Origin of the sequence: Paenibacillus yanchengensis, from assembly GCF_042684845.1 — a bacterium.
GTDB classification, from domain to species: Bacteria; Bacillota; Bacilli; order Paenibacillales; family Paenibacillaceae; genus Pristimantibacillus; species Pristimantibacillus yanchengensis.
Genome location: NZ_JBHUMH010000059.1, coordinates 104654 through 128305, shown reverse-complemented (window position 1 = coordinate 128305; position 23652 = coordinate 104654). Strand labels below are relative to the sequence as shown.

Genomic DNA, 23652 nt, shown 5'->3' with positions numbered 1-23652 from the left:
CTGAGCCAGGATCAAACTCTCCAATAAAAGTTTGTAGCTCATTTCTTGCTGACTTGCTTTGTATTACTTCACTCGTTGTTCAGTTTTCAAAGAACAAATCATTGTTTCATTTTGTTTGTTGTTGTTTTGCTTGTTGTCGGCTGCATCTCAGCGGCGACTTTTATAATATATCACAGCTTCCAAACCAATTGCAACCCTTTTTTTAAAAAAGTTTTAAAAAAAACAAAGAAAAAAAATAGCTTCATATAATAGGCTATAATCAATACTACATAAATTCATGCTATCAGTGCCCTTCTACTTCTATTACTACTACTACCTAGCGCTTCACCAAACATTTTAAATGAATAATAGAAAATAAAAATAGATGAATAGGATTGCTTCTTTTCTTTCCATCCAAACTATACAAGCGGAAAACACTGTGTTTCCCGCCTTTTTCTTACTATTTAAAATTTTATTTCCAACCACTATTCCAACTCAAATTGACCATTAACCAATTGCGTATAGAAACCATTGTTTTCCACTAGCTGCTCATGTGATCCTTTTTCTGTTACTTTCCCTTGCTGCAAGACTACAATTTGGTCTGCCTGCTGTATCGTATTTAATCGATGGGCTATTACGAAGCTGGTTCTTCCTTGCATTAAACGATGTAACGCTTCTTGAATTTTTATTTCCGTAACGGTATCGATACTACTTGTAGCTTCGTCTAACACTAGCAGTGATGGATTGGCTAATATCGCTCTAGCTATTGCAATTAATTGTTTCTGTCCTTGACTAATGCCACCTCCATCTAATATTAACTCTGTTTCATACCCTTGTTTCATCCGAATAATAAAAGAATGAGCATTAGCTTGCTTAGCCGCTTCTTCTACTTCCTGATCAGTCGCCTCTAACCTACCATATCGAATGTTTTCACGAATAGTACCTGCAAATAAAAACGGATCTTGCAATACAAATGCCGTATGCTGCCGCAAGCTTTCTCGCTTCACTGAAGTAATGTTGGTTCCATCCAGCAAAATTTTGCCTGCCGACGGGTCATAAAAACGGCACAACAATTGAATTAACGTCGTCTTACCTGCACCTGTAGGTCCAATAAAAGCTACCGTTTCCCCAGGCTGCGCTGTAAAATTAACGCCCTGTATCGTATTGTCATTCGCTTTGTAGCTAAAGCTGACATCTTTGAACTGCACACACCCTTGCACCTGAGCTAATGTTATTGCTTGCTCTTCATCCGCTTCTTCCACCGGTTCATCTAATACTTGAAATACCCGTTCAGCACCTGCCACGGCAGAAAGCATCATATTCCATTGATTAGCCAAATCATTCAACGGTCTTGTAAATTGTCTAGCATACTCAGCAAATATGTAAATCGCACCTACAGTAATAGCATTACCTTTTATCGCTAATATACCGCCGACTCCTGCAATAATAGCAAAACTTAAATTATTCAGCCCATTCATTAACTTGGGAATAAAACCAGACAACGTTTGAGCCCAAAATCCAGATAGTTTTATTTTTTCATTACGAGTAGCAAATCCCTGCTTCACCTTATCCTCTTGCGAAAATGCTTTAACAATTCTTTGACCACTTAACGTTTCTTCAATAAATCCGTTCAACTCACCCAAATTTTGCTGTTGTTCTTTGAACATGTAGCTAGTGCGATTAGTGATCCATTTCATTCCAGAAAACATTAAAGGTACAATAATAAAGGTAAGCAGCGTAAGTAACGGACTAATCGATAACATAATAACGACAATGCCAGATAGCATTAATGTACTTGATAAAATTTGAATAATCGAGCTATTAAGAGATGAGCTAATATTATCAATATCATTGGTCATCCGACTCATCATCTCACCATGCTGCCGCTTAGAGAAGTAAGGTATAGGTAATCGATGCAAATAGCGAAATAAATCTTGTCTCATTTGAAATACAATTTGCTGTGAAATATTAATCATCCATATATTGTGTAACCAAGTCGTAATCGCTTGTAACAAATACACACCACCAATAATAAATAAAAAGGTAGCAAAACCACTTTGCTGCTTTTCGATAAATAAATTGATTGCCGTTCCTGTCAAATAAGGACCCAATATAGAGAAGACAGTACTGCATATAACCATTACTAAAACGGCGATCAATTTACCACGATATCTTGCCAAATAAGCCCATAAGCGTAGCAATGTTTTCCCTGTTTGCGTCGGTTTCTTTTTAGCTTTTCCTCCTGCTTTTGCACGTACGGTTTGCTTATCTTTCAACGCCACCTTCGGATAGCGAAATGGTTCTTTTAGTTTTTCAAGCATTGGAAACACCCGCCTTCCGTTGCTGTGATTCATATATAGCTTTGTATAAAGCCGATTGCTGAAGCAATTGTTCATGTTTCCCTTCGGCAAGTAATTGACCATCATCTAATATTAAAACTTTGTCTGCATCAGTGGTGGAACTTATTTTTTGAGTCACTAAAAAGGTTGTGCAGCGTAGCCATTGTAGTGCTTGTAAAAGTGCAGCTTCCGTTTTTACATCCAAAGCACTTGTACAGTCATCTAGTAATAAAATTAGTGGTTTACGAATTAATGCTCGGGCGATTGTCAATCGTTGCTTTTGACCTCCTGACAAATTCACACCTTTTTGACCAACTAGTGTCTCGTATTGTTCTGGTAGCTGCATAATCGTGTCATGGATTTGAGCCGCTTTCGCTGCTTCTATTACTTGTTCCATCGTCGCATGTTCGTTACCCCACTTTAAGTTATCCACAATTGTTCCGCTAAATAAAATGACTTCTTGTGGAACATATCCAATTTGCGTCCGAAGCTCCGGCAAGCTTAAGGAGTTAATATTTTTTCCGCCAATGGAAATTGTACCACTACTCACTTCATACATCCGTGGAATTAACTGTACTAGCGAAGATTTTCCTGACCCTGTAGCTCCCATAATGGCAATTCGCTCACCAGTATTAACCTGAAAGGAAATATTCGATAGTACCGTTTCATCCTGTGCTGAATAGCGAAAGGAAACATCATCAAAACAAATAGATGCTTGCTCACTCACATCATCAGAACGCTCAACTGACCGTTGAACTGCTGGTTCACTATATTCTTCTTCCGCATCAAACACTTCTTTAATTCGTTCAGCAGAAGCTTTGGCTCGTGAAAAGTTAATAATGATCATCGACATAATGGACAAAGCACCAGTAGTTCGTGTCGCATAATTGACTATCGCAATGATTTCTCCTACAGTCACACCTTGCCACTGTAGCTGCTGCTTGCCGAACCATAGTACAACGATGACAGCCGCATTCATAACAACTAGTATGATTGGCATCGTTAATTCCGTTAAGCGCATAGCAGACGCTGTTTGCTCTCGCAATATATCCGCTTCGTTTACAAAACGTTTCGTTTCATGTTGTTTCCGAACAAAGACACGAACTAGTCGCATACTAGTTAGATTTTGTTGCATAACACCGTTAACTTTGTCTAATTGCTTCTGAACCTTCCGAAATAGCTCTTGTCCTCGCTTTAAAATCCACAATAAAAACACAAATAAAAAAGGCAGAGCAGCAGTAAACCAAATAGCTAATTTCGGGCTAACAACAAATGCCATAATCGCACTTCCAATAACGAACAACGGCGCACGTAACATAATTCTAAGCCCCATAAATACAGTGTTTTGCACTTGGACAATATCATTCGTCAACCGAGTAATTAGCGAAGCCTCCGAAAAGCGATTAAAGCTCGCAAGCGATAGCGCCTGCACCTTCTCATATAATTTTTCCCGCAAATCAAAGCCAAAACTTTGACTAACGTGACTAGAAAAAAACGAACTTACAATACCTATTCCAAAAGAAGCAACAGTAATAGTTAGCAGCACAACACCCCAATAGGTAACCGTTTCTAAATTGGAGTGTGCTATTCCATCATCTATAATGTTAGCTATAATCAGCGGCTGGATCAGCTCTATCATTAACTCAGTCATCGTAAATCCGATAGTTAAAAGTGCTAAAAAACGATACTTTTTTAAAAATTTAAAAATAATACTCAAATACAGTTCCCCCCGTCACCGTTCTATTATAATAGCGTTTTCAAAAACGATGTTAACTTTCTCTTTCTGGTACATTCTCCATTTATTATAACATGAATTTTAGTCGATGAGCATACTTAGCCTACTGATATGAGCATTTCAGGCAATACGTACATAAGGCACCTTTTCTCCACATATATATAGATGATATAGAATAACTAGTAATCCAAGCGAGGTGTGATCATGATGCAAAGTAATATGGATGCATTACAATACGCGATTGCAGAAATTACAGAAATAGCTCAAGGCTTCGGGCTTGATTTCTATACAATGCGTTATGAGATTTGTCCTGCTGATATCATATACACCTTCGGTGCTTATGGTATGCCTACTCGTTACAATCATTGGAGCTTCGGAAAAGCGTTTCAAAAAATGAAGATGGAATATGATTTTGGCTTAAGTAAAATTTATGAACTGGTCATCAATTCCGATCCTTGCTACGCTTTTTTATTAGACGGAAACTCTCTCATTCAAAACAAATTAATTGTGGCTCACGTACTTGCTCACTCTGATTTTTTTAAAAACAATGCCCGCTTCCACTTAACGAATCGCAATATGGTTGAAAGTATGTCGGCAACTGCCGATCGAGTCCAGCAATATGCTATGAAGTATGGGACAGAGCAAGTAGAACAATTCATTGATGCCATACTTGCTATTCAAGAACATGTCGATCCAACGATCATAAAGCCATACCAGCTAGATAAAAAGAGATATATCGAAACAGCAACAAATGCTGAACGAACGAGTCATACCAAAGACAAAACAACGCCGTATGAACAACTTTGGATGCTCGATGCAACTTACGCCGAACAACAAAAACAAGCAGCAGACGCAATTATAGAAAAAAATTCGAACTTTCCACCAAAGTTAGAAAAAGATCTTATTTGGTTTATTGAAGAATACTCCACTGTATTGGAAGAATGGCAACGTGATATTTTGACGATGCTACGTGATGAGATGCTCTACTTTTGGCCACAAATCGAAACGAAAATTATGAATGAAGGCTGGGCCTCTTACTGGCATCAACGCATTGTGAGAGAACTTGATTTGACAAGTGAAGAAACAATCGAATACGCCAAACTAAACTCTTCTGTCGTCGTTCCATCAAAAAACACGCTAAACCCCTATTATCTCGGATTAAAAATATTTGAAAATATTGAAAAACGATGGGACAATCCAACACTGGAAGAGCAAACAAGGTTCGGACGTAAACCCGGTCAAGGGCGATCCAAAATGTTTGAAGTGCGTGAACTTGATAGCGATATTTCCTTTTTGCGAAACTATTTAACGAAAGATTTAGTCGATGAACTTGATTTGTACGTATTTGAAAAAAAGGGACCTGAATGGCGGATTACCGATAAAAGCTGGGAAAATATTCGTGATCAACTCGTTAATTCTCGTGTTAACGGAGGATTTCCAAGTCTCTTTGTGAAGGATGGTAATTTTAACCGCAATGGCGAATTATATTTGCTGCATCAATACGATGGTATCGAGTTAGACTTAAAATACATTGAGCGAACATTACCGTATGTATATAGGCTGTGGGGTAAAACGATTCATCTCGAAACGATGGTAGAAGAAAAAACAATTGTATTTCAATTCGATGGAAAAAAAACTACACGGAAATTTTTATAACTACAGTGTATAGATGATAATTGAAAATCAACTGGATCAACGACAGTTCATCCAGTTGATTTTGCTTATTCCACTTTTCGCTCCATCGTTACATCTGGTCTGGCGCTTGTATTCCAATTAGAGCAAGTCCACGCTGTAACGTTCTTTTAACCGCTTGTACTAACGTCATTCGCGCCTGTCTCGTCTGCTGATCATCAACCATTACTTTCATTTCGTGATAAAAATGATTAAACAGCTGCGCCAGCTCCACCAAATAACGGCTAATAAGAGACGGCTCTAACTTACTCGCAGCTTGCTCTATAACGGCAGGATATAGCGCCAATTTTTTAATAACTTGGAATGTTGTCTTCTCTGTTAAATATTCTCCTAATTGCTCGAGCGCTATCGTTTCTTCTCCATATTGAGCAGCATATTTACGTAAAACGCTACTTGCTCTCGCATGAGTATACTGAACATAAGGACCTGTTTCTCCTTCAAAGTTCAATATCGTTTCCCAAGTGAAATCTATATCTTTAATTCGGTTGCTACTAAGATCATGGAATATGACAGCCCCGACACCTACTTGTTCCGCTACTTGCTGTAGCTGAGCTTCATCGGTTATTCTTCCCTGCATTATATCTTTTGTTTTACTAATCGCTTGCTGTAACACTTCTTCCAGTTTAATTATATTTCCTTTTCTAGTCGATAGACTAGTACCCGCAAAGCTTACTCGCCCAAATGCCACATGATGAAGTTTTTCCGCCCACTCATACCCCATTAGCTCGATAACTTTAAACCACTGTTCAAAATGTAAGTTTTGAGCATAATCAGTAACATAAATAGCTTGATCAAAATGATATGTTTTCTGTCTATAAATGGCGGCGGCAATGTCACGTGTATGATACAAAGAACTACCATCTTTTTTCAAAATAAGTGCCGGTGACATGTTGAATGCTGACAAATCAACTAATTGCGCTCCTTCATCTTCTAACAACAAATTCGCTTCTTGTAGCTCAGTGACCACAGTATGTAACTTATCGTTATAGAAACTTTCACCGGTAATATAATCAAACTCAATGTGAAGTAACTGATAAATCCGTTCGAATTCCTGCATACTAATCGCAACAAACCATTGCCATAGCTGCAAAGCTTGCTCGTCGCCTTGCTCCATCCGAACAAACCATTGCCTTGCTTCTTCTTCAAGTTCTGGCTGTTCTTTCACTTGCTCATGGAATGCGACATAAAGACGCAATAACTCATCAATACCGCCCGCTTCTACTGCTGCTTTGTCTCCCCATAGTTGATAAGCAACAATCAATTTGCCGAACTGTGTTCCCCAATCACCCAAATGGTTGATGCCAATTGCTTGATAGCCTTGGAATGCAAAAATTTGTTTTAAAGCATGCCCGATCACAGTAGACCGCAAATGAGCAATATGAAATGGCTTCGCTATATTAGGAGAGGAATAATCAATAACAACTGTTTTACCAGCACCTGCTTGACTAGAACCGTACCGCTCGCCCATTTGCTCCATCTGTACTAACAGTTGATTCGCAAATAATTGTTTATCTACATAAAAATTCACATAACCAGCTACAGCATCTATACTTGCGATGCCTGGCAATTGTAAATTGTCTTTAATATGAGCAGCAATAGCTACTGGTGCTTGTCGCAACTGTTTACTTAATTTGAAGCAAGGTAGTGATATGTCTCCCATATCTACATTCGGTGGAAACTCCAATAACGAAAACAGCTCATTGTGATCTATCGAAGTATACAATTGTGCAACCTGTGCTGCAATTTGTTTTTTTAATTGCTCCATTAACACTTTCATTCACTTCTTTCTCCATAACGGTTTTCAATTATATTAAAGAATACCATTACTAAGAAAGCAAAGTAAAGATATGATCTATACAAAAAAACTTCACGACTGAACTTTGCAGCAATTAACTAGCACTGCAATCGTCCAAGTGTGAAGTTTTTAACATAATTTTTACCTTACTAGCTCCATCTCAGCCATCTGTTGCTTAATTTCACCTAATAAGTCCATATAAGCTGGTCGCAACATATATTTTGATTTTTGTTTGTCAATCTCTTGCTCAAGCTTCGCAATTTGTTTGCGCTGTTGTAAATCTGTTGTTATATAATAGTTATAGCTAGGGTATTGCGAATTTAGTTTAGAAAACACTTGTTTAGCTACCATTTTTCGTTTCGTACTATCATTCACTTCCAGCCCAACTAATACATCCTTATCCTGCAAAGCAACTTCAGAATCATCTACTCCCGAAAAGGATGCTACTAGCTGCTTCATTTGTTGTTGATTGATTGTACCATCACCAGTTTCAGGAGCAACCTTACTATTCGGTATCACTTTGTTGGAATAGTCTGAACCATTATCCAATTGTTCTGTTGGTGGTACAACAGATTGTGGCTTCACTTGATTATCTTCCGTTTGATTCGCCTTACCGCAACCACTTAGTACAACCGCAAATGTCATCCCAATAATAAGCCACGTTTTAACTCCATTGATTGTGTACGTTTTATACAATATCCTCACCTCCATCACATTAGCTTTAACATGTGCAGAGGAGGGCTTTTTATACACTTTACTTCTTGATTGGTAACGTTACACAATCATCAACCCATAAGTTACTATCTGTTCAATAAACTTCCTACATAACGAAGTAGCTCATTGGCACAGACCGGACAGTAGTGATGTTCTTCCATTAACCTTTTAGTTACTTCATTTATACGCTTTAACTGACTCTCATCTGGCGTTTTCGTCGATGTCGTAATTTTGACAATATCCTTTAAATCAGTAAAAAGTTTGCGCTCGACTGCCTCACGTAATCGTTCATGGCTAGTAAAATCGAATTTCTTTCCTTTACGTGAGTACGAGGAGATACGTATTAATATTTCTTCCCGAAAAGCTTTTTTGGCGTTTTCCGATATACCAATTTGTTCTTCTATAGAACGCATTAATCTTTCATCAGGATCTAATTCTTCCCCAGTCAGTGGATCTTTTATTTTCGTCCAATTACAATAAGCCTCGATATTATCCAAATAATTATCAAACAACGTTCGTGCCGATTCTTCATAAGAATATACGAAAGCCTTTTGTATTTCCTTTTTTGCTAGTTCATCATATTCTTTGCGGGCGATAGAAACGAAATTTAAATAGCGTTCTCTTTCTTCCTTCGAAATAGAGGGATGAACATCTAATCCATCTTTGATGGCACGTAAAACGTCTAACCCATTAATGCAGGACATATCTTGTTTAATTAAAGCGCTTGATACACGATTAATAACATAACGCGGATCAATCCCGCTCATACCTTCTTCCAAATATTCATTTTGCATTTCGATTAAATCAGCATCTTTGAATCCTTCCACTTCTTCCCCGTTATACATACGCATTTTTTTTACTACGTCCATCCCTTGTTTTTTTGTCTCTTTGAGTCGAGTTAGGATGGAAAAAATAGATGCCGCTCGAAGCGCATGCGGTGCAATATGAATGTGCCTCATATCACTTTGTCCAATTAATTTTGCTAATATTTTTTCTTCTTGCGATACTTTTAAATTATATGGAATTGGCATTACAATCATCCGTGACTGCAACGCTTCATTTTTCTTATTACTTATAAAAGCTTTATATTCTGTTTCGTTTGTATGGGCAACAATCAATTCATCAGCGCTAATTAAGGCAAATCGCCCAGCTTTAAAATTTCCTTCTTGCGTCAAAGAAAGTAAATGCCATAAAAATTTCTCATCACATTTTAACATTTCTTGAAACTCCATTAATCCACGATTCGCTTTGTTCAATTCACCATCAAAACGATAAGCACGCGGATCTGATTCAGAACCGTATTCCGATATTGTCGAGAAATCAATACTGCCTGTTAAATCCGCTATATCTTGCGACTTCGGATCAGAAGGGCTGAACGTACCTATTCCCACTCTATTTTCTTCCGAAATAAAGACTCGCTCTACTTCCACTGCTTCGATATTATTATTATAATCAGCTTGTAATCGTAGTTGGCACGATGGACATAAGCTACCTTCAATTCGAATGTTTAATTCTTTTTCTACTTCTGCTCGCAATTCATACGGTATAAGGTGAAGTGGATCCTCATGCATTGGACAATCTTTTATCGCATAAACTGCTCCTTTATCGGTACGTGAAAACCGCTCTAGCCCTTTCTTCAACAACGTTACTATCGTTGATTTCCCGCCACTTACTGGACCCATTAATAGTAAAATCCGCTTTCGGACATCTAACCTGCGAGCGGATGAATGAAAGTACTCTTCAACTAATCTTTCTAACGTCTCTTCTAATCCAAATAATTCCTCTTCAAAAAATTTATATTTCCGTTTCCCCTCCACTTGTTCAACACCATGGGAAACAATCATTTCATACACTCTTGCGTGCGCTGTCATTGCCGGTGAAGGATCTTGTTTTAATAGTGCTATATAATCTTTGAATGTACCACTCCATGCCAATCGTTCACTTTCCGCCTTATACTCTGATAATCGTTTGAAAATATCCATGCTGCGCCTCCTCCCAATGCCTTATATGACCGTTAGTTACATTTCTATGCTTGGCGACTGAGGAAATTGCCCATTATTTTAAAAAAATTAGATCGTAATTTGTTATAATCAATAGAAGCATATTGGGAAATGAGGAATTATCAATGGCAGTGAAGAAAGAAGAGGAGTTGTACGAACCGCTAAAAGCTTATTATGAAGCGCTCGGTTATCAAGTTCGTGCTGAAGTAAAGCATTGCGATCTAGTCGCTATCCATCCGGAAACCAATCATACGCTAATAGTTGAAATAAAAAAAACGTTCAATCTCGCTCTGCTGCTGCAAGGAGTTGAACGTTTACGGCTAAATACGGATGTGGTACTCGCTGTCGAACGAAATCGCAAAAAAAGTGGTTCCCACAATCAACGCTTTGGTGATTTAGCCGAGCTATGTCGCATGCTCGGTCTTGGACTCATTACCGTTACTGTATTCAAAACCAAAGCACCAACTATTGCTGTTCTAGCTGAGCCGGGCGAAGCACCGCTCCGCCGAATGAAGCATCGCAAGCAACAAAACATACTGCGGGAGTTTCATGAACGTAGTGGCGATTATAACGTTGGCGGCAGTACCGGTCGTAAGCTAGTTACCGCTTATCGTGAAAAAGCTTTACAATGTGCCTACGTGCTCCAGCACCTGGAAGAAGCTGCCCCACGTCAAATCGCTGCTATTACAAAAAATCCTTCTACCGCATCTATCTTACAACACAATTATTATCAATGGTTCAAACGAGTAAGACGAGGTGTTTATGTACTTGAGCCTGCAGGTAAGCAAGCTCTTATCGAATATAGTTATGTTGTAAACGAACTAGCAGCTAGCTACGAGCTGTAAATTCACTAATGGCTTCTACTAGACGTACGATTCCTTGCTCTGTTCTTGCACCTGTATTATACGTATAATTGAGTCGCATCGAATTACGTTGCGGCTCACGTGCATAAAAGGAACTACCTGGTACAAAAGCTACACCTTTAGGAACAGCAGCTTTCAATAATGCTTCTGCATCTAATCCCTCTGGTAACTGTGCCCACAAAAACATGCCGCCTTTCGGCTTTTCCCAAACTAATCCATCTACTGCTTGCTTTTGTAGCAATTGATCCATCTCTAACATTCTCGCTTTATAATCTTTGGAAATAACGGCAATATGTGCGTCCAAATCAAAGCCAGCTAGCAATTGATGAAGTACTTGTTGATCGAGCGTACTAGAGTGCAAATCAGCCGCTTGTTTCGCTTTAGCCATCATTCGGATAACTGATGTATCTCCGATAATCCAGCCTGTACGCAGTGCCGGTGCAACCGTTTTAGAAAATGTACTTGTATAAAATACTGCTCCCCCATCTACGCTATCTTGCATAGAAAACATGGAAGGATAAGTTTCGTCCTCATGGAACTTAATATCTCCATACGGATCATCTTCCAGTATAGGTACTTGCTGCTCTGTACAAATTTGCAATATTTGCTTTCTTCGTTCTTCACTCCATACTCTACCTGTTGGATTTCCAAAAGTAGGAACTGAATAAAGTAATGCTGGTTTATGTTTTGCAATCAATTCACTAGCAGATTCTGGAATAATACCATGCTCATCACTATCACAAGCAACTACTTGTAAACCATGCAATGCGAATACTTGTAGGCTAGCCAAATACGTAGGACGCTCTACCAATACGACATCTCCTGGCTCGGTTAATACGCCAACTAACAAATCAATTGCTTGCTGAGATCCTGTCGTTAATAGCATATGATCAATCGTCACCTTCATTTGTTTCGCTGCCATTCTCCCGCATAATTGCTCACGGAGCGGAACAAAACCTTCTGTAAGCCCATATTGCAGCGCACCTTTTCCAGTTGAAAATACACGGTCTGCTGCTGCACGAACAGCTTCAATCGGAAATAATTCTTCTGCAGGCAATCCACCAGCAAATGAAATCATATCTTTCCCTTGTGTTAGTTTCAATATATCTCGAACTGCCGATGACTGTAGACTGCCTACTCTTGGTGAAATACGATATTCCATGTGTAATACCCCTTTCAAGCGAATAAACACCATATAAAAAAACAACTGAATTAGAAGTTACCTTCCAAGTACAGTTAATTAACATGTTGTTATTGCTATTATCGCTTTTATTGTTTTCTTTTTTTCTCTTCTTGGTTATAATATACGTAGCGAATGTGGAGGTGTCCAGTTAATGAAATTTATGATTATTATGACCGTGTTCGTGATTATGATCGTTGCAATGTTAACAAGTTCATACAATGAAGATCAAACAAGCGGTCTATAAAAATTTCGACACTACAATGGTTCAAAAGAAATGAAGCTTCCTTGCCAAGCAATAATGCTGGTCAGGGAAGCTTCATTTTTTTATTCATGAACCTTAATCCCAATACGTATCTAAACCTACACAACTCTAACTATACATGATTAGTTAAGTTGTTGCATCTCACCAATACATACGTTACATACGTCACGCTCTTTGAATTCACTTACTTCTGTCATAGAGCCACAAAATACACATTTGGGACGATATCTCTCTAGAATAATATGATCAGCTTGAACGAAAATTTCCACTGGGTCCCCTTCATTCATCATATAACGTTTGCGCAATGACTTTGGCAACACAATACGCCCTAACTGATCCACTTTTCTAACTACACCTGCTGGTTTCATCTATATCACCTCTTTATGTCTAATATTGCAAGTCGTCTCTGAAACCTTTGCATACATATGTTTCGACGAAAAACGACTAATTCCTTCTTTTAATTTTAGTTGATGTCGTTTTTTTTGTATAGCTAAATTATTGTAAGCTCGAAAACCCTGTTTGCCGCAATGCTTCAAACAATATAATCGCTGCCGAATTGGATAAATTTAACGAACGTACTGCATCAGTCATCGGCATTTTAATACAGCTATTTATATTATCTTCAATTAACGCCTGTGGCAATCCTTTCGTTTCTTTACCAAATACAAACATATCGCCGTCTTCATATTGAAACTCGGTGTAATATTGTTTTGCACGTGTGCTAGCATAAAAGAAACGGTTATCTGCAAACTTTTGCTGTACCTCTTCTATACTGTCATAATAATGCACTTGTACTGCATGCCAATAATCAAGACCAGCTCGCTTGAGCGTACGATCATCAGTTTGAAAGCCTAATGGTCGAACAAGGTGCAGATGCGCTCCAGTCGCAGCACAAGTTCGAGCTATGTTGCCTGTGTTTGCCGGAATTTCTGGTTCCACTAATACGATGTGGAAAGGCATGAAACCGCCCCCGCTTCTTTCTAGAAATCAATACATATTTTACATTGTCTTTACGTACCGTTAATGCTACGCATACTTTGCTCATGCATAATAAACTTACTATAACGGATACAAAGGAGAAACTCCATGTCCAAAAAAATATTAGTAGTCGATGATGAGCCTTCAATAGTTACCCTAATACAATTTAATCTTAATTTAGCCGGGTATGACGTAAAGTGCGTTCATGACGGTGAAGCTGTGTTTGAGATGCTTTATACGTTCAGGCCTGACCTTATTATACTTGATTTAATGCTTCCCAAAATGGATGGTATTCAGGTATGCCGAGAATTGCGCAAACAAAATAATGCAGTTCCGATTATTATGTTAACCGCTCTGCAAGATATAACAGACAAAATTATCGGCTTAGATAACGGCGCAGATGATTACATGACGAAACCATTTAGTACACAAGAATTGATTTCACGAATCAACGCACTCTTCAGACGACTTCATCCGATCCCTGGCATAGCCGAAGAAGTTACTTATACCATTGGAAATCTGCAAGTATTTGTAGAAAAACGAGAAGTTATTTTGGATGGACAGCCTATTGAACTTACACCAAAAGAGTTTGAATTACTGCACTTCCTCTGTGAACACAAAGGTAGAGTATTGAGTAGACAACAATTATTGCATGGCGTGTGGGATTACCACTTCCTCGGTGATACGAGAATTGTAGACGTTCATATTAGTCACTTGCGAGACAAAATAGAAAAAAATGCGCGTAACCCTGAATACATTATGACAGTTCGCAACGTTGGTTACAAAATGATCGATCCAATTGGTCGCGACGAAAGTTGCATCAGTTAAGTTAACGGATAAACACTGCTTCCCTCATCCTCTCCACAGGATGAAACGAAGCAGTGTTTATTTGCTTACCTATCAATCATTTGCATTAATTGTTACGTTTTTGGAAATCAACCATAAATTGAGCAAGTGCTTCACAACTTGCAGTTGGTACCGCATTGTAAGTAGATGCACGTAGCCCACCTACATCACGATGCCCTTTCAATCCTACAAATCCCGCTTGCTCGGATTCTTTCACAAATTGTTTTTCTAGCTCTTCATTAGCCATTCTAAACGTAATATTCATCCGTGAACGACTATCTATATCAGCACATCCTCGGTAATAGCCATCACTATTATCAATCACATTATAAATAAGGTTCGTTTTATGCTCGTTATATGCAGCAAGCTTGTCCACGCCACCCATTTCATCGATCCATTCTAAAACAAGCTTCATCATATAAACCGAATAAGATGGTGGAGTATTATATAGCGAATTACTTTTCGCATGCGTACTGTAACGGAACATCGTCGGAATTTCCTTATTGCTTGCAGCAACAAGATCTTCACGAACGATAACTAGCGTTACACCAGATGGTCCTAAGTTTTTTTGCGCTCCTGCATAAATCATGCCGTATTGCTCTATTTGAAGTGGTCTACTCAAAATATCACTAGACATATCAACTATTAGTGGCACATTCCCTGTATTCGGGAAAGTTTTGAACTGCGTTCCACCAATTGTTTCATTCGAAGTAAGGTGCAAATAAGCTGTATTACTATCTAACGAAAGTTGGTCAAGCGCTGGCATCTTCATATATTGATCTGACGCTGATGACGCTGCTATTACTGTGTTACCAATCAGTTCAGCTTCTTTGATTGCTTTACCAGCCCATGCACCAGTATCGACATAAGCAGCTTGTTTGCCTGCCGTTAAGTAGTTCATCGGTAGCATAGCAAACTGAGTACTAGCCCCACCTTGCATAAACAATACTTTATAATTATCTGGTACTTGTAGTAATTTGCGAACCAAAGCCTCTGTTTCATTATTCACTTGTTCATAAGCTGCACTGCGATGTGACATTTCCATAATGGACATACCCGCACCGTTAAAATCTACAAATTGTTCTTGTGCTTTTTGCAATACTGACAAAGGCAATGCCGCTGGACCAGCATTAAAATTAAATGCGCGTTTCATCGTATAATCTCCTTCCACTTGAGCAAATCTCTTTTATATTTCATAGTAGCACAAATTAGAACGTAGATGCTAAACAAAAATCACTTAACAGTCATAATAAAGACTATATTCATGAGGATGAACACGAATCGATACTTCTCTTGCTTCTTGCCGCTTCAATTGGATATAGTTGCTAATAAAGTCTGGTGAGAATACACCACCAGCCGTTAAAAACTCACTATCTGCTTCCAGCGCGTTCAAAGCTTCATCCAGTGTACCTGGTACACTACGTACTTCTCTCTTCACTGCTTCAGGCAGTTCATATATATTGTTATCGAACGGTCCATAACCAAGCGCAACAGGATCAAGCTTACGTTTGATACCGTCCAATCCTGCTAATAACATAGCGGCAAACGCAAGATACGGATTCGCTGTAGAATCTGGTGTACGGAATTCAACACGACAACCTTTTGGCGTTACAGCAGCGATAGGAATTCGGATGGCAGCCGAACGATTCCCTCTTGAAAAAACTAAGTTAACTGGCGCTTCATACCCAGGCACTAGACGCTTAAAAGAATTCGTACTTGGATTCGTCAGCGCAATTAATGCTGGAGCATGATACAACAATCCACCAATATAATGCATTGCCAGCTCACTTAAGTTGCCATACGTCCCCTTTTCATAAAAAAGAGGTTGTTCCCCATTAAAAATAGAAGAGTGGACATGCATTCCACTACCGTTTTCTCCGAATAATGGCTTGGGCATAAACGTAGCCGTTTTTCCCCACTTACGTGCTACATTTTGTACAATATATTTATATTTCATTAAATTGTCAGCAGAATTTGTTAATGTATCAAATCGAAAATTTATTTCTGAGTGTCCTGCCGTACCACCTTCATGATGGTGTCTCTCCACGCGTAGACCTATTTCTTGCATCGTCGATACCATTTCATTACGGATATCTTGTTGCGAATCGATCGGTGCAACTGGTACATAACCACCTTTTACTTTCACCTTATGAGCAAGATTGCCGCCAACTTCTTCACGACCACTGTTCCATCCTGCTTCTTCAGAATCTACACTATAAAAGGATCGCTGCATCGAACTTTCAAAACGGACATCATCAAAAATAAAAAATTCCGATTCTGGTGCAAAAAAGGCAGTAGTTCCTACACCTGACTGCTTCAAAAATGCTTCCGCTTTTTGAGCGATGGAACGAGGGTCTCGTTCGTACTGAACACCATCAGGAGTATGAACACTACACATAATATTAAGCGTAGGTTGCAGCATAAATGGATCTTCATATGTTGCAGAAGTGTCAGGCATCATCACCATATCAGACTCTTCTACACTACGAAATCCTGATATAGATGAACCATCAAAAGCAACGCCTTGTTCAAATGTGCTTTCATCCACTTCTGATGCCGGAAGTGTAATATGATGTGCTCTGCCGGCAATATCAACAAACCGAAAATCAACGAATTGAATATCTCTTTCTTGGATGTGCTGCAAAACCTTTTCTACTGACATGAAAACTTCCTCCATTTCCGAACGTTTGCACAAATTTTGAACTAGATCGTTCAATTTTTTGCAAAACTATGTCGTTATTATAATTCCCCACTTTCCATGTCGTCAATAGTTATGTCAGCTATTTGTGTTTCTTATGTTAGCTATTCTAACATGACCTGTAAATTTAATGTTGCTATAACAATATTACATTTCGTCACCGTAATTTGGGTTTTATATCATCGCACTGAAATAAAAAAACTTCTTGGCATTTATTCAGCATAAAAATGAACTGAACAGTACCAAGAAGCTTATACACACTGCGTCAGGAACTTAGAACTTATTCCACTTCAAAAATGCGTCTGCCGGAGCTTTTTCTGTATCAAAACGTTTGCCGACAAGCGGAGCTAGTTTCTCCAAATCTTTCAAAAGATTAGCGAATTGATCTGGGAACAACGATTGTACCCCGTCACCTGTAGCTGAATTGTCTGGATCTGTATGCATTTCTACAATTAAGCCGTTTGCTCCAGCAGCTACAGAAGCTTTACACATTGGTTCTACTAATTCACGACGACCAGTTCCATGACTTGGATCAGAAATAACCGGTAAATGGCTAAGTGATTGCAATACTGGCACTGCTGTTAAGTCTAGTGTATTACGAGTATATGTTTCAAATGTACGAATACCACGCTCACACAACATAACGTTTGGATTGCCACCTGCCAAAATGTATTCTGCTGCATTTAAAAACTCATCATACGTAGAACTAAATCCACGTTTAAGTAATACTGGCGTTTTGATCGTGCCTAACTTGCGAAGTAAGTCAAAGTTTTGCATATTACGTGTACCTACTTGCAATATATCTGCGTACTCGGCACAAATATCAACATACTCAGGCGTCATTACTTCCGTAATCGTCAGCAAACCGTGTTTCTCGCCCGCCTCTGCCATCATTTTTAGCCCTTCAACACCTACACCCTGAAAGCTGTATGGACCTGTTCTAGGCTTAAATGCGCCGCCACGTAGCACTTGACCACCAGCTGCTTTTACTAAGCGCGCAATTTCATCGATTTGTTCTGGATTTTCCACCGCACATGGTCCACCCATAATAACTAAATTTTCGCCACCGATTTTTACACCTTTAATATCAATAATAGTATCGTCTGGATGGAAATCACGACTTGCTAGTTTATAAGATTTAGAAATTTTCACGACATTCTCTACACCTTTCATTTGACGCAAATGTTCTGCAAGTGTTGGCGATGCACTACCAATGATTCCTATAACTGTACGATCAGTCCCTTTGGATACGTGCGCTTCTACCCCTGCTTTTTCTATCTGAGCCACAATTTCATCAATTACTGTATCTGCAATATTAGCTTTAGTTACTACTATCATTATTTATATTCTCCTTTTTATGCAGGCACATCCTCACATCGACGCTTTCCTGCTTTCTGGCTTTCTTGCTTTCTCGCTTTTATCTATTAAAGCAATTATAGAACATTTAACTCTGTTCGTCAATATCTAAATAAAGCATCTATACAGCTCGATTAATAATCGCTCTATATAGATGCTTTTAAACTGCAATTCTTCCCATTAAACAGACTTTGTACGAATTTTCGGTAATAACTTATCCATTTGAACGGTGCGTTTGATTTCCCAAGTAGATGGATCATTATGGTCATATGCTTCCAAATAAGTAATAACTTCTTTCGTCAACAAAGTTGGTGTTGAGGCACCCGAAGTTATAGCTACTCGTTCGATTCCTGCAAGCCACTCTTGTTTAATTTCTGACACATCGCCCACTCGGTATGCTTTCACACCGGAAATTTCTTCTGATACTTGCGCAAGACGATTGGAGTTATTACTGCGCGGATCTCCAACGACAATACATAGTTGAGCTTGCCCTGCTTGCTCAGCTACTGCTTCTTGCCGCACTTGGGTAGCCATACATATTTCGTTGTGTACTTCCGCATGTGGAAATTTTTCTTGTAGCTTTTCCATCAAGTGACGAGTGTCCCACTGCGACATCGTCGTTTGATTTGTTATAATCAGCTTTTGATCAGAAGTATAGTCTAATAAAGCGATATCTGGCTCACGTTCAATTAATTTCACTTCATTAGGCGCAACGCCAATTGCTCCTTCTGGTTCCGGATGTCCCGCTTTTCCAATATAAATAACGTGATATCCTTCCGCAGTTTTTTCCTTGATCAAGTCATGTGTTTTGGTCACGTCTGGACAAGTTGCATCAACAACCGTCAACCCTTTGTCTCTCGCAACCTTCCGTACTTCTGGCGATACACCATGTGCCGTAAAGATAACTGTACCTTCATTAACTTGATCTAATATATCAAGACGATTCTCTCCATCCAGCGTAATAACACCTTCACGTTCAAACGCTTCTGTAACATGGGCATTATGAACGATCATACCTAAAATGTAGATAGGTCTGGGCAATTCTTTATTTTGAACGGTTTGCAAAGCGATTACCATCGCATCGACTACCCCATAACAATAACCGCGAGGCGATATTTTTACTATTTCCACTCCCAAACACCTGCTTTCTAAATAATACTCAATCCGTTGTCTCTTCTATTATAGACGAAGCATCCAGTTCCGCATAGGCTATCGGTAGCCAAATCGTAAAGATCGTTCCTTTACCTTCACCAGAAACTACTTCCACAGAACCTTTATGTTCATCAATAATCCATTTTGCAATCGAAAGTCCAAGCCCTGTACCTGGCGTTTCACCGCGCGATTCATCTGCACGATAAAACCGGTCAAAGACGTATGGAATTTCATCAGAATTCATACCGATTCCCGTATCCGCAATGACTATTCCAATTTGTTTCTCACCACGTATAACTGATAGCTCCACACTACCTTCCTGTGTATATTTAAAGGCATTTTCTATAAACACAAATAGTAATTGCTGTAAATATTCATAATTACCATACACCTTTACTTGGTGCAGCAAATCCAGCTTACTCGCTTTCCACTCTACCGTATGCGGCAGTAACTGCGCTCTTCGAATGACTTCTTCTACAAGTGGAAATAAAAATATATGCTGCTTCTGCATCACATAACCAGCGTCTGCACGAGCAAGTGCCAACAAATCATTTACCAAATGACTCATTCGTTTTGCTTCCGCAGATATATCATCCATCGCTTCTTTACTCATTAACCAATAGCTACCGTCACCCGCCGCTTCTTGCAGCTGTTGTTTACTTTCATCCTGCACTTTTTCCGCCATTTTCTGCAGCAAATCAATATTGCCGCGAATCGTTGTTAGTGGTGTTCGCAGCTCATGAGAAGCATCTGATACAAAGCGACGCTGTGCTTTATATGCTTCATCTAGTTCATTGTAGGCGACTTCCAAGCGAGACAGCATCGTATTAAGCGTATGCACCAGTGCATTTAATTCATCTTTGGGACCTGTGTATGGTATACGCATACTGAGGTCTGAACCTTTTTCAATTTGTCTCGTTGCTTGAATGACTCGTTCAATTGGTCGTAATGCTTGATGAGCTATAACAAGCCCCAATGTAAAAGCAATCATCAGCATCGCTAAAGATGCAATAATAAATATCGTTCGCAGATTGCTTAACACTTGCTCCTCGTTATACGTAAATGCCGCTATTTGCAATAGTCCAATCGTTTCCCCCTGGAATGGAATCGGTCGCTGATGAATAAGCATCGAAAATTTTTGTTTATTAATGTCTACTTTTACTTTTTTAAAACCAACCGCTTGATTGTCTGATTGTTCGGGATAAGGTAAATCAAAGTTTTGCCTTACGATATTATTAGAACGAGCGATAACCCCTTCCCGATAATTAATAAGTTGGATAAATATATCCTTTTCATCTTTAAATGTATTACGACTGACATTCAAATCAATTTTCCAATCAGACTGATTAAATATCGCTGTACCAGTAATATCTAGACTTCGGTCATGTTCCACTAGCTGCTGTTTTACAGTGGAATATGTATTCCATTGCACAATATAATAAATAGCGGCACCGAGCACTAAAATGGTAGCTGCTAGTAAGCCAGAATACCACAGCGTTAAACGTAACCGGATGGTCATAACTCTTGTCCACCTTTTTCACGCAGCACATAACCTGTTCCACGAACAGTTTGAATTATCCTCGTTTCTCCACCTTCTTCTAATTTTTGGCGCAGCATAGCGATATACACTTCCAGTACATTCGACTCTCCACTGAAATCGTAACCCCATATTTTCTCCATAATATTATCACGTGTTAACACTCGCCTTGGGTTATTCATAAACAAATATAGCAGATCATATTCTTTGGATGTTAGTTCAATTGTCCGTCCATCTCGGATCGCTTCACGTGCATCCAAGTCTAAGATCAACTTTTCAAACGTCAGTTTATTTACTTCTTCTGCTTTTTCTGTTTTGCGGCGTAATAATGCCCTCACTCGTGCTAACAATTCTTCTAATGCAAATGGCTTAACCAAATAGTCATCAGCTCCAAGATCAAGCCCTTTTACTCGAGCATCTACTTCATCCTTGGCAGTCAGCATCAGAATCGGTGTAAGACTTCCACTCTCGCGCACTCGGCGACACACTTCCCAACCATCTACTTGTGGCATCATCACATCCAATATAATCAAGTCAGGGTCTTTATTTAACAGCACTTGCAGCCCTTCCGCACCGTTATCTGCTGTAATCGTTTCATACCCTTCAAATGTAAGACTCCGTCTCAACAACGAGATAATTCTCGGATCATCATCTACTACTAATATTTGCGCACGCTGCATCTCGTTCATCCTCCATTTTCGAAAAAAGCGCAGAGAATACTTACTCTCTACGCTTCCCACTATATTAACATAACTTCAAACTATCATTTACATTTTATTCATATCGCCAATCTCCACTTCAATCACTTCTACTTCACCTTGTCGAATAATTTCGAACTTGGCTACTTCACCTACTTGTAGCTCTGTAATTGCTTTTTGCAGTTCTGGATATGTTTTATACGATGTACCATTGACAGATGTAATGATATCATATTGCTTCAGACCTGCTTTGTAAGCTGGTGAATTATAAATGACATTGACAATAATGGAACCTGTTACATTTTTCAATCCGAATTGTTGCACAATTTCTTCGTTTACCGTTTCTCCCTGTATACCGACAAATGGAGCCGGTTCTTTAGCGATTTCATTACCAGCTTTTAAATCAGCGAGTACATTTTGCACCGTACTTGTCGGAATAGCAAAGCCGATTCCTTGCGCTTGCGCACTAACTGCTGTATTAATGCCAACCACTTCGCCAGCCAAGTTCAGCAATGGACCACCGGAGTTTCCTGGATTAATTGAAGCATCTGTTTGCAGCAAATGTTTGTAATGTCTATCCCCTTGTGGATCGGCAATATCAATCGGTCGTTCTTTGGCACTTATAACTCCTACAGTTGTTGTATGATCAAATCCATAAGGATTACCAATTGCCACTACCCAGTCGCCAATCCCGATATCATCTGAGCTGCCTAATGGTAATGTAGGGAAACTATTAGCTTCCGCTCCCTCTACTTTAATAACTGCCAAATCCAATTCATAACTAGCACCTAGTAATTTTGCCTTTAGTGGCTCTTCATGACCTTGAATCGTCACTAAAATTTCGCTGGATTCACCGACCACATGCTGGTTCGTCAATATATATCCATCCGATTCAAAAATAAATCCAGTACCAATGCCCGTTTGTACACGACCGCCTTGTTCTGTCTCTTCTGGTATCACATAATTATCACCAAAAAATTGACGGAAGAACGGATCATCGAACAAACTTGCTCCTCGTCTTTGTGCTTGCCGTTGCTCAAATGTTTCTATTTTGACAACTGCTGGGCTACTTTGTTGAAATAGCTGTGATATATTGCTAGGCAAATTAAAATTAGAAGTTACAGCAGTACCGCCACTCGCTGGAGTATCACCGCCAGAATTGTCTACCGTTTGTGGTCGTTGAGCTTCTTGCGTCGCACTTGGCGTATTTCCACCAAACCAATTACGAACATCTGCCGTATACATCAGTCCGCCGACAACTAATGCTCCAGCCAAAAAGGCAATAAAATAAGAGGCAAACGAGCGACGTTTTGGTGGTGCCGCTACTTTCCAATTCCCATTATTCATCGTGCCAGACGTTGTAAATGGACGTGTTCCTGAAGATTGCTGCTGCGTTAACGGCGGCGGTGGAGTTGCTGGATTGATTTCTGCTTTCACTGTACGCAATTGTTCATCTCGCGATACCGGCTCCCCCTCTGTCATCTGTTCTGGTCGATGATTGCGATTATTTAAAGACGACCCATAGGCATAATAATAAGTTGACGACGAATTCGGCTGCTCTGCATGCTGATCGGAGTTATCATTTCTATCTTTGTTTGTGTCGTTATTTGTATCATTGTTTATATCGTTGGTTAAGTTATTATTCTCATCTTTTTTATTATATTCGTCCATTTTGTTCTCCTCCTTGAGACAATCAATAAAAATAATGATTGTTCATAATCACTATATTTATGATGCACAATTTAGATTAAAACAAACTTAAAATTACATTAATTTAACATAATTTTCTCAACTGCGACATGAACCATTCCAATTCCAGCAACAT

18 protein-coding genes are annotated in these 23652 nt (G+C 39.2%); 3 read left to right on the top strand and 15 right to left on the bottom strand.

Annotation, left to right across the window (positions count from 1 at the left end; genetic code table 11):
* Positions 1–464 precede the first annotated feature (464 nt).
* Both ACFSTH_RS16820 and ACFSTH_RS16815 read right to left on the bottom strand, forming a co-directional pair.
* Positions 465–2300 (bottom strand): ABC transporter ATP-binding protein, encoded by a 1836-nt coding sequence (locus ACFSTH_RS16820; RefSeq protein ID WP_377774891.1) that lies wholly within the window; start codon positions 2298–2300, stop codon positions 465–467.
* Positions 2293–4035: an ABC transporter ATP-binding protein gene (locus ACFSTH_RS16815; RefSeq protein ID WP_377774892.1), complete on the bottom strand. Its 1743-nt coding sequence runs from the start codon at positions 4033–4035 to the stop codon at positions 2293–2295. The genes ACFSTH_RS16820 and ACFSTH_RS16815 overlap by 8 nt, the downstream gene beginning before the upstream one ends.
* Before the next feature lie 225 nt (positions 4036–4260).
* Here ACFSTH_RS16815 and ACFSTH_RS16810 point away from each other — a divergent pair, with 225 nt between their 5' ends.
* Positions 4261–5709 carry a SpoVR family protein gene (locus tag ACFSTH_RS16810; protein WP_377775003.1) on the top strand — a complete coding sequence of 483 codons (1449 nt, stop codon included), beginning with the start codon at positions 4261–4263 and terminating at the stop codon, positions 5707–5709.
* 88 nt (positions 5710–5797) lie between these two features.
* Here ACFSTH_RS16810 and argS read toward each other — a convergent pair whose 3' ends face one another.
* The 3 genes from argS to ACFSTH_RS16795 all read right to left on the bottom strand — a co-directional run bounded on the left by argS (position 5798) and on the right by ACFSTH_RS16795 (position 10236).
* Positions 5798–7522: an arginine--tRNA ligase gene (argS, locus tag ACFSTH_RS16805; protein ID WP_377774893.1), complete on the bottom strand. Its 1725-nt coding sequence runs from the start codon at positions 7520–7522 to the stop codon at positions 5798–5800.
* Positions 7523–7681: 159 nt separating this feature from the next.
* Positions 7682–8236, bottom strand: coding sequence for a YhcN/YlaJ family sporulation lipoprotein (locus ACFSTH_RS16800; RefSeq protein ID WP_377774894.1), 555 nt, complete (start codon positions 8234–8236; stop codon positions 7682–7684).
* Between the two features lie 104 nt (positions 8237–8340).
* Positions 8341–10236: a PrkA family serine protein kinase gene (locus tag ACFSTH_RS16795; RefSeq protein WP_377774895.1), complete on the bottom strand. Its 1896-nt coding sequence runs from the start codon at positions 10234–10236 to the stop codon at positions 8341–8343.
* A 143-nt stretch (positions 10237–10379) separates the two neighbouring features.
* Here ACFSTH_RS16795 and ACFSTH_RS16790 point away from each other — a divergent pair, with 143 nt between their 5' ends.
* Positions 10380–11099, top strand: coding sequence for a DUF2161 family putative PD-(D/E)XK-type phosphodiesterase (locus ACFSTH_RS16790; RefSeq protein WP_377774896.1), 720 nt, complete (start codon positions 10380–10382; stop codon positions 11097–11099).
* Here ACFSTH_RS16790 and ACFSTH_RS16785 read toward each other — a convergent pair.
* The 3 genes from ACFSTH_RS16785 to trmL form a co-directional block, all read right to left on the bottom strand.
* The gene (locus ACFSTH_RS16785; RefSeq protein WP_377774897.1) at positions 11083–12279 is read right to left on the bottom strand and encodes an aminotransferase-like domain-containing protein; all 1197 of its coding nucleotides are present in this window, start codon (positions 12277–12279) and stop codon (positions 11083–11085) included. The two genes, ACFSTH_RS16790 and ACFSTH_RS16785, sit on opposite strands and share 17 nt — an antisense overlap.
* Before the next feature lie 405 nt (positions 12280–12684).
* Complete coding sequence (locus ACFSTH_RS16780; RefSeq protein ID WP_377774898.1) at positions 12685–12930, bottom strand: AbrB/MazE/SpoVT family DNA-binding domain-containing protein; 246 nt, start codon at positions 12928–12930, stop codon at positions 12685–12687.
* Between the two features lie 127 nt (positions 12931–13057).
* Complete coding sequence (gene trmL / locus ACFSTH_RS16775; RefSeq protein WP_377774899.1) at positions 13058–13522, bottom strand: tRNA (uridine(34)/cytosine(34)/5-carboxymethylaminomethyluridine(34)-2'-O)-methyltransferase TrmL; 465 nt, start codon at positions 13520–13522, stop codon at positions 13058–13060.
* A 126-nt stretch (positions 13523–13648) separates the two neighbouring features.
* Here trmL and ACFSTH_RS16770 point away from each other — a divergent pair, with 126 nt between their 5' ends.
* The gene (locus tag ACFSTH_RS16770) at positions 13649–14368 is read left to right on the top strand and encodes a response regulator transcription factor (RefSeq protein ID WP_377774900.1); all 720 of its coding nucleotides are present in this window, start codon (positions 13649–13651) and stop codon (positions 14366–14368) included.
* A gap of 85 nt (positions 14369–14453) precedes the next feature.
* Here the strand turns inward: ACFSTH_RS16770 and serC are convergent, their stop codons facing one another.
* From serC to ACFSTH_RS16735, 7 genes are all read right to left on the bottom strand, one after another.
* Positions 14454–15539 carry a 3-phosphoserine/phosphohydroxythreonine transaminase gene (gene serC, locus ACFSTH_RS16765; RefSeq protein ID WP_377774901.1) on the bottom strand — a complete coding sequence of 362 codons (1086 nt, stop codon included), beginning with the start codon at positions 15537–15539 and terminating at the stop codon, positions 14454–14456.
* Positions 15540–15623: 84 nt separating this feature from the next.
* Positions 15624–17048: a type I glutamate--ammonia ligase gene (gene glnA, locus ACFSTH_RS16760; RefSeq protein ID WP_377774902.1), complete on the bottom strand. Its 1425-nt coding sequence runs from the start codon at positions 17046–17048 to the stop codon at positions 15624–15626.
* Positions 17049–17357: 309 nt separating this feature from the next.
* Positions 17358–18422, bottom strand: coding sequence for a 3-deoxy-7-phosphoheptulonate synthase (gene aroF, locus ACFSTH_RS16755; protein WP_377774903.1), 1065 nt, complete (start codon positions 18420–18422; stop codon positions 17358–17360).
* A gap of 198 nt (positions 18423–18620) precedes the next feature.
* Positions 18621–19571: a 4-hydroxy-3-methylbut-2-enyl diphosphate reductase gene (locus tag ACFSTH_RS16750; RefSeq protein ID WP_377774904.1), complete on the bottom strand. Its 951-nt coding sequence runs from the start codon at positions 19569–19571 to the stop codon at positions 18621–18623.
* Positions 19572–19599: 28 nt separating this feature from the next.
* Entirely contained in the window at positions 19600–21111 is a 1512-nt protein-coding gene (locus ACFSTH_RS16745) for a sensor histidine kinase (protein ID WP_377774905.1), read from the bottom strand.
* The gene (locus ACFSTH_RS16740) at positions 21108–21809 is read right to left on the bottom strand and encodes a response regulator transcription factor (RefSeq protein ID WP_377775004.1); all 702 of its coding nucleotides are present in this window, start codon (positions 21807–21809) and stop codon (positions 21108–21110) included. Before ACFSTH_RS16740 ends, ACFSTH_RS16745 begins: the two co-directional genes overlap by 4 nt.
* An 87-nt stretch (positions 21810–21896) precedes the next feature.
* On the bottom strand, positions 21897–23498 hold the full coding sequence (locus tag ACFSTH_RS16735) for a S1C family serine protease (protein WP_377774906.1): 1602 nt from the start codon (positions 23496–23498) through the stop codon (positions 21897–21899).
* Between the last annotated feature and the right edge of the window lie 154 nt (positions 23499–23652).

Excerpts from the sequence above, each read along its gene's own strand:
- ACFSTH_RS16820 (WP_377774891.1), bottom strand. The coding sequence starts at position 2,300 with ATGCTTGAAAAACTAAAAGAACCATTTCGCTATCCGAAGGTGGCGTTG.
- ACFSTH_RS16810 (WP_377775003.1), top strand. The coding sequence starts at position 4,261 with ATGCAAAGTAATATGGATGCATTACAATACGCGATTGCAGAAATTACA.
- argS (WP_377774893.1), bottom strand. The coding sequence starts at position 7,522 with ATGAAAGTGTTAATGGAGCAATTAAAAAAACAAATTGCAGCACAGGTT.
- ACFSTH_RS16795 (WP_377774895.1), bottom strand. The coding sequence starts at position 10,236 with ATGGATATTTTCAAACGATTATCAGAGTATAAGGCGGAAAGTGAACGA.
- ACFSTH_RS16790 (WP_377774896.1), top strand. The coding sequence starts at position 10,380 with ATGGCAGTGAAGAAAGAAGAGGAGTTGTACGAACCGCTAAAAGCTTAT.
- ACFSTH_RS16785 (WP_377774897.1), bottom strand. The coding sequence starts at position 12,279 with ATGGAATATCGTATTTCACCAAGAGTAGGCAGTCTACAGTCATCGGCA.
- ACFSTH_RS16780 (WP_377774898.1), bottom strand. The coding sequence starts at position 12,930 with ATGAAACCAGCAGGTGTAGTTAGAAAAGTGGATCAGTTAGGGCGTATT.
- trmL (WP_377774899.1), bottom strand. The coding sequence starts at position 13,522 with ATGCCTTTCCACATCGTATTAGTGGAACCAGAAATTCCGGCAAACACA.
- ACFSTH_RS16770 (WP_377774900.1), top strand. The coding sequence starts at position 13,649 with ATGTCCAAAAAAATATTAGTAGTCGATGATGAGCCTTCAATAGTTACC.
- serC (WP_377774901.1), bottom strand. The coding sequence starts at position 15,539 with ATGAAACGCGCATTTAATTTTAATGCTGGTCCAGCGGCATTGCCTTTG.
- glnA (WP_377774902.1), bottom strand. The coding sequence starts at position 17,048 with ATGTCAGTAGAAAAGGTTTTGCAGCACATCCAAGAAAGAGATATTCAA.
- aroF (WP_377774903.1), bottom strand. The coding sequence starts at position 18,422 with ATGATAGTAGTAACTAAAGCTAATATTGCAGATACAGTAATTGATGAA.
- ACFSTH_RS16745 (WP_377774905.1), bottom strand. The coding sequence starts at position 21,111 with ATGACCATCCGGTTACGTTTAACGCTGTGGTATTCTGGCTTACTAGCA.
- ACFSTH_RS16740 (WP_377775004.1), bottom strand. The coding sequence starts at position 21,809 with ATGCAGCGTGCGCAAATATTAGTAGTAGATGATGATCCGAGAATTATC.
- ACFSTH_RS16735 (WP_377774906.1), bottom strand. The coding sequence starts at position 23,498 with ATGGACGAATATAATAAAAAAGATGAGAATAATAACTTAACCAACGAT.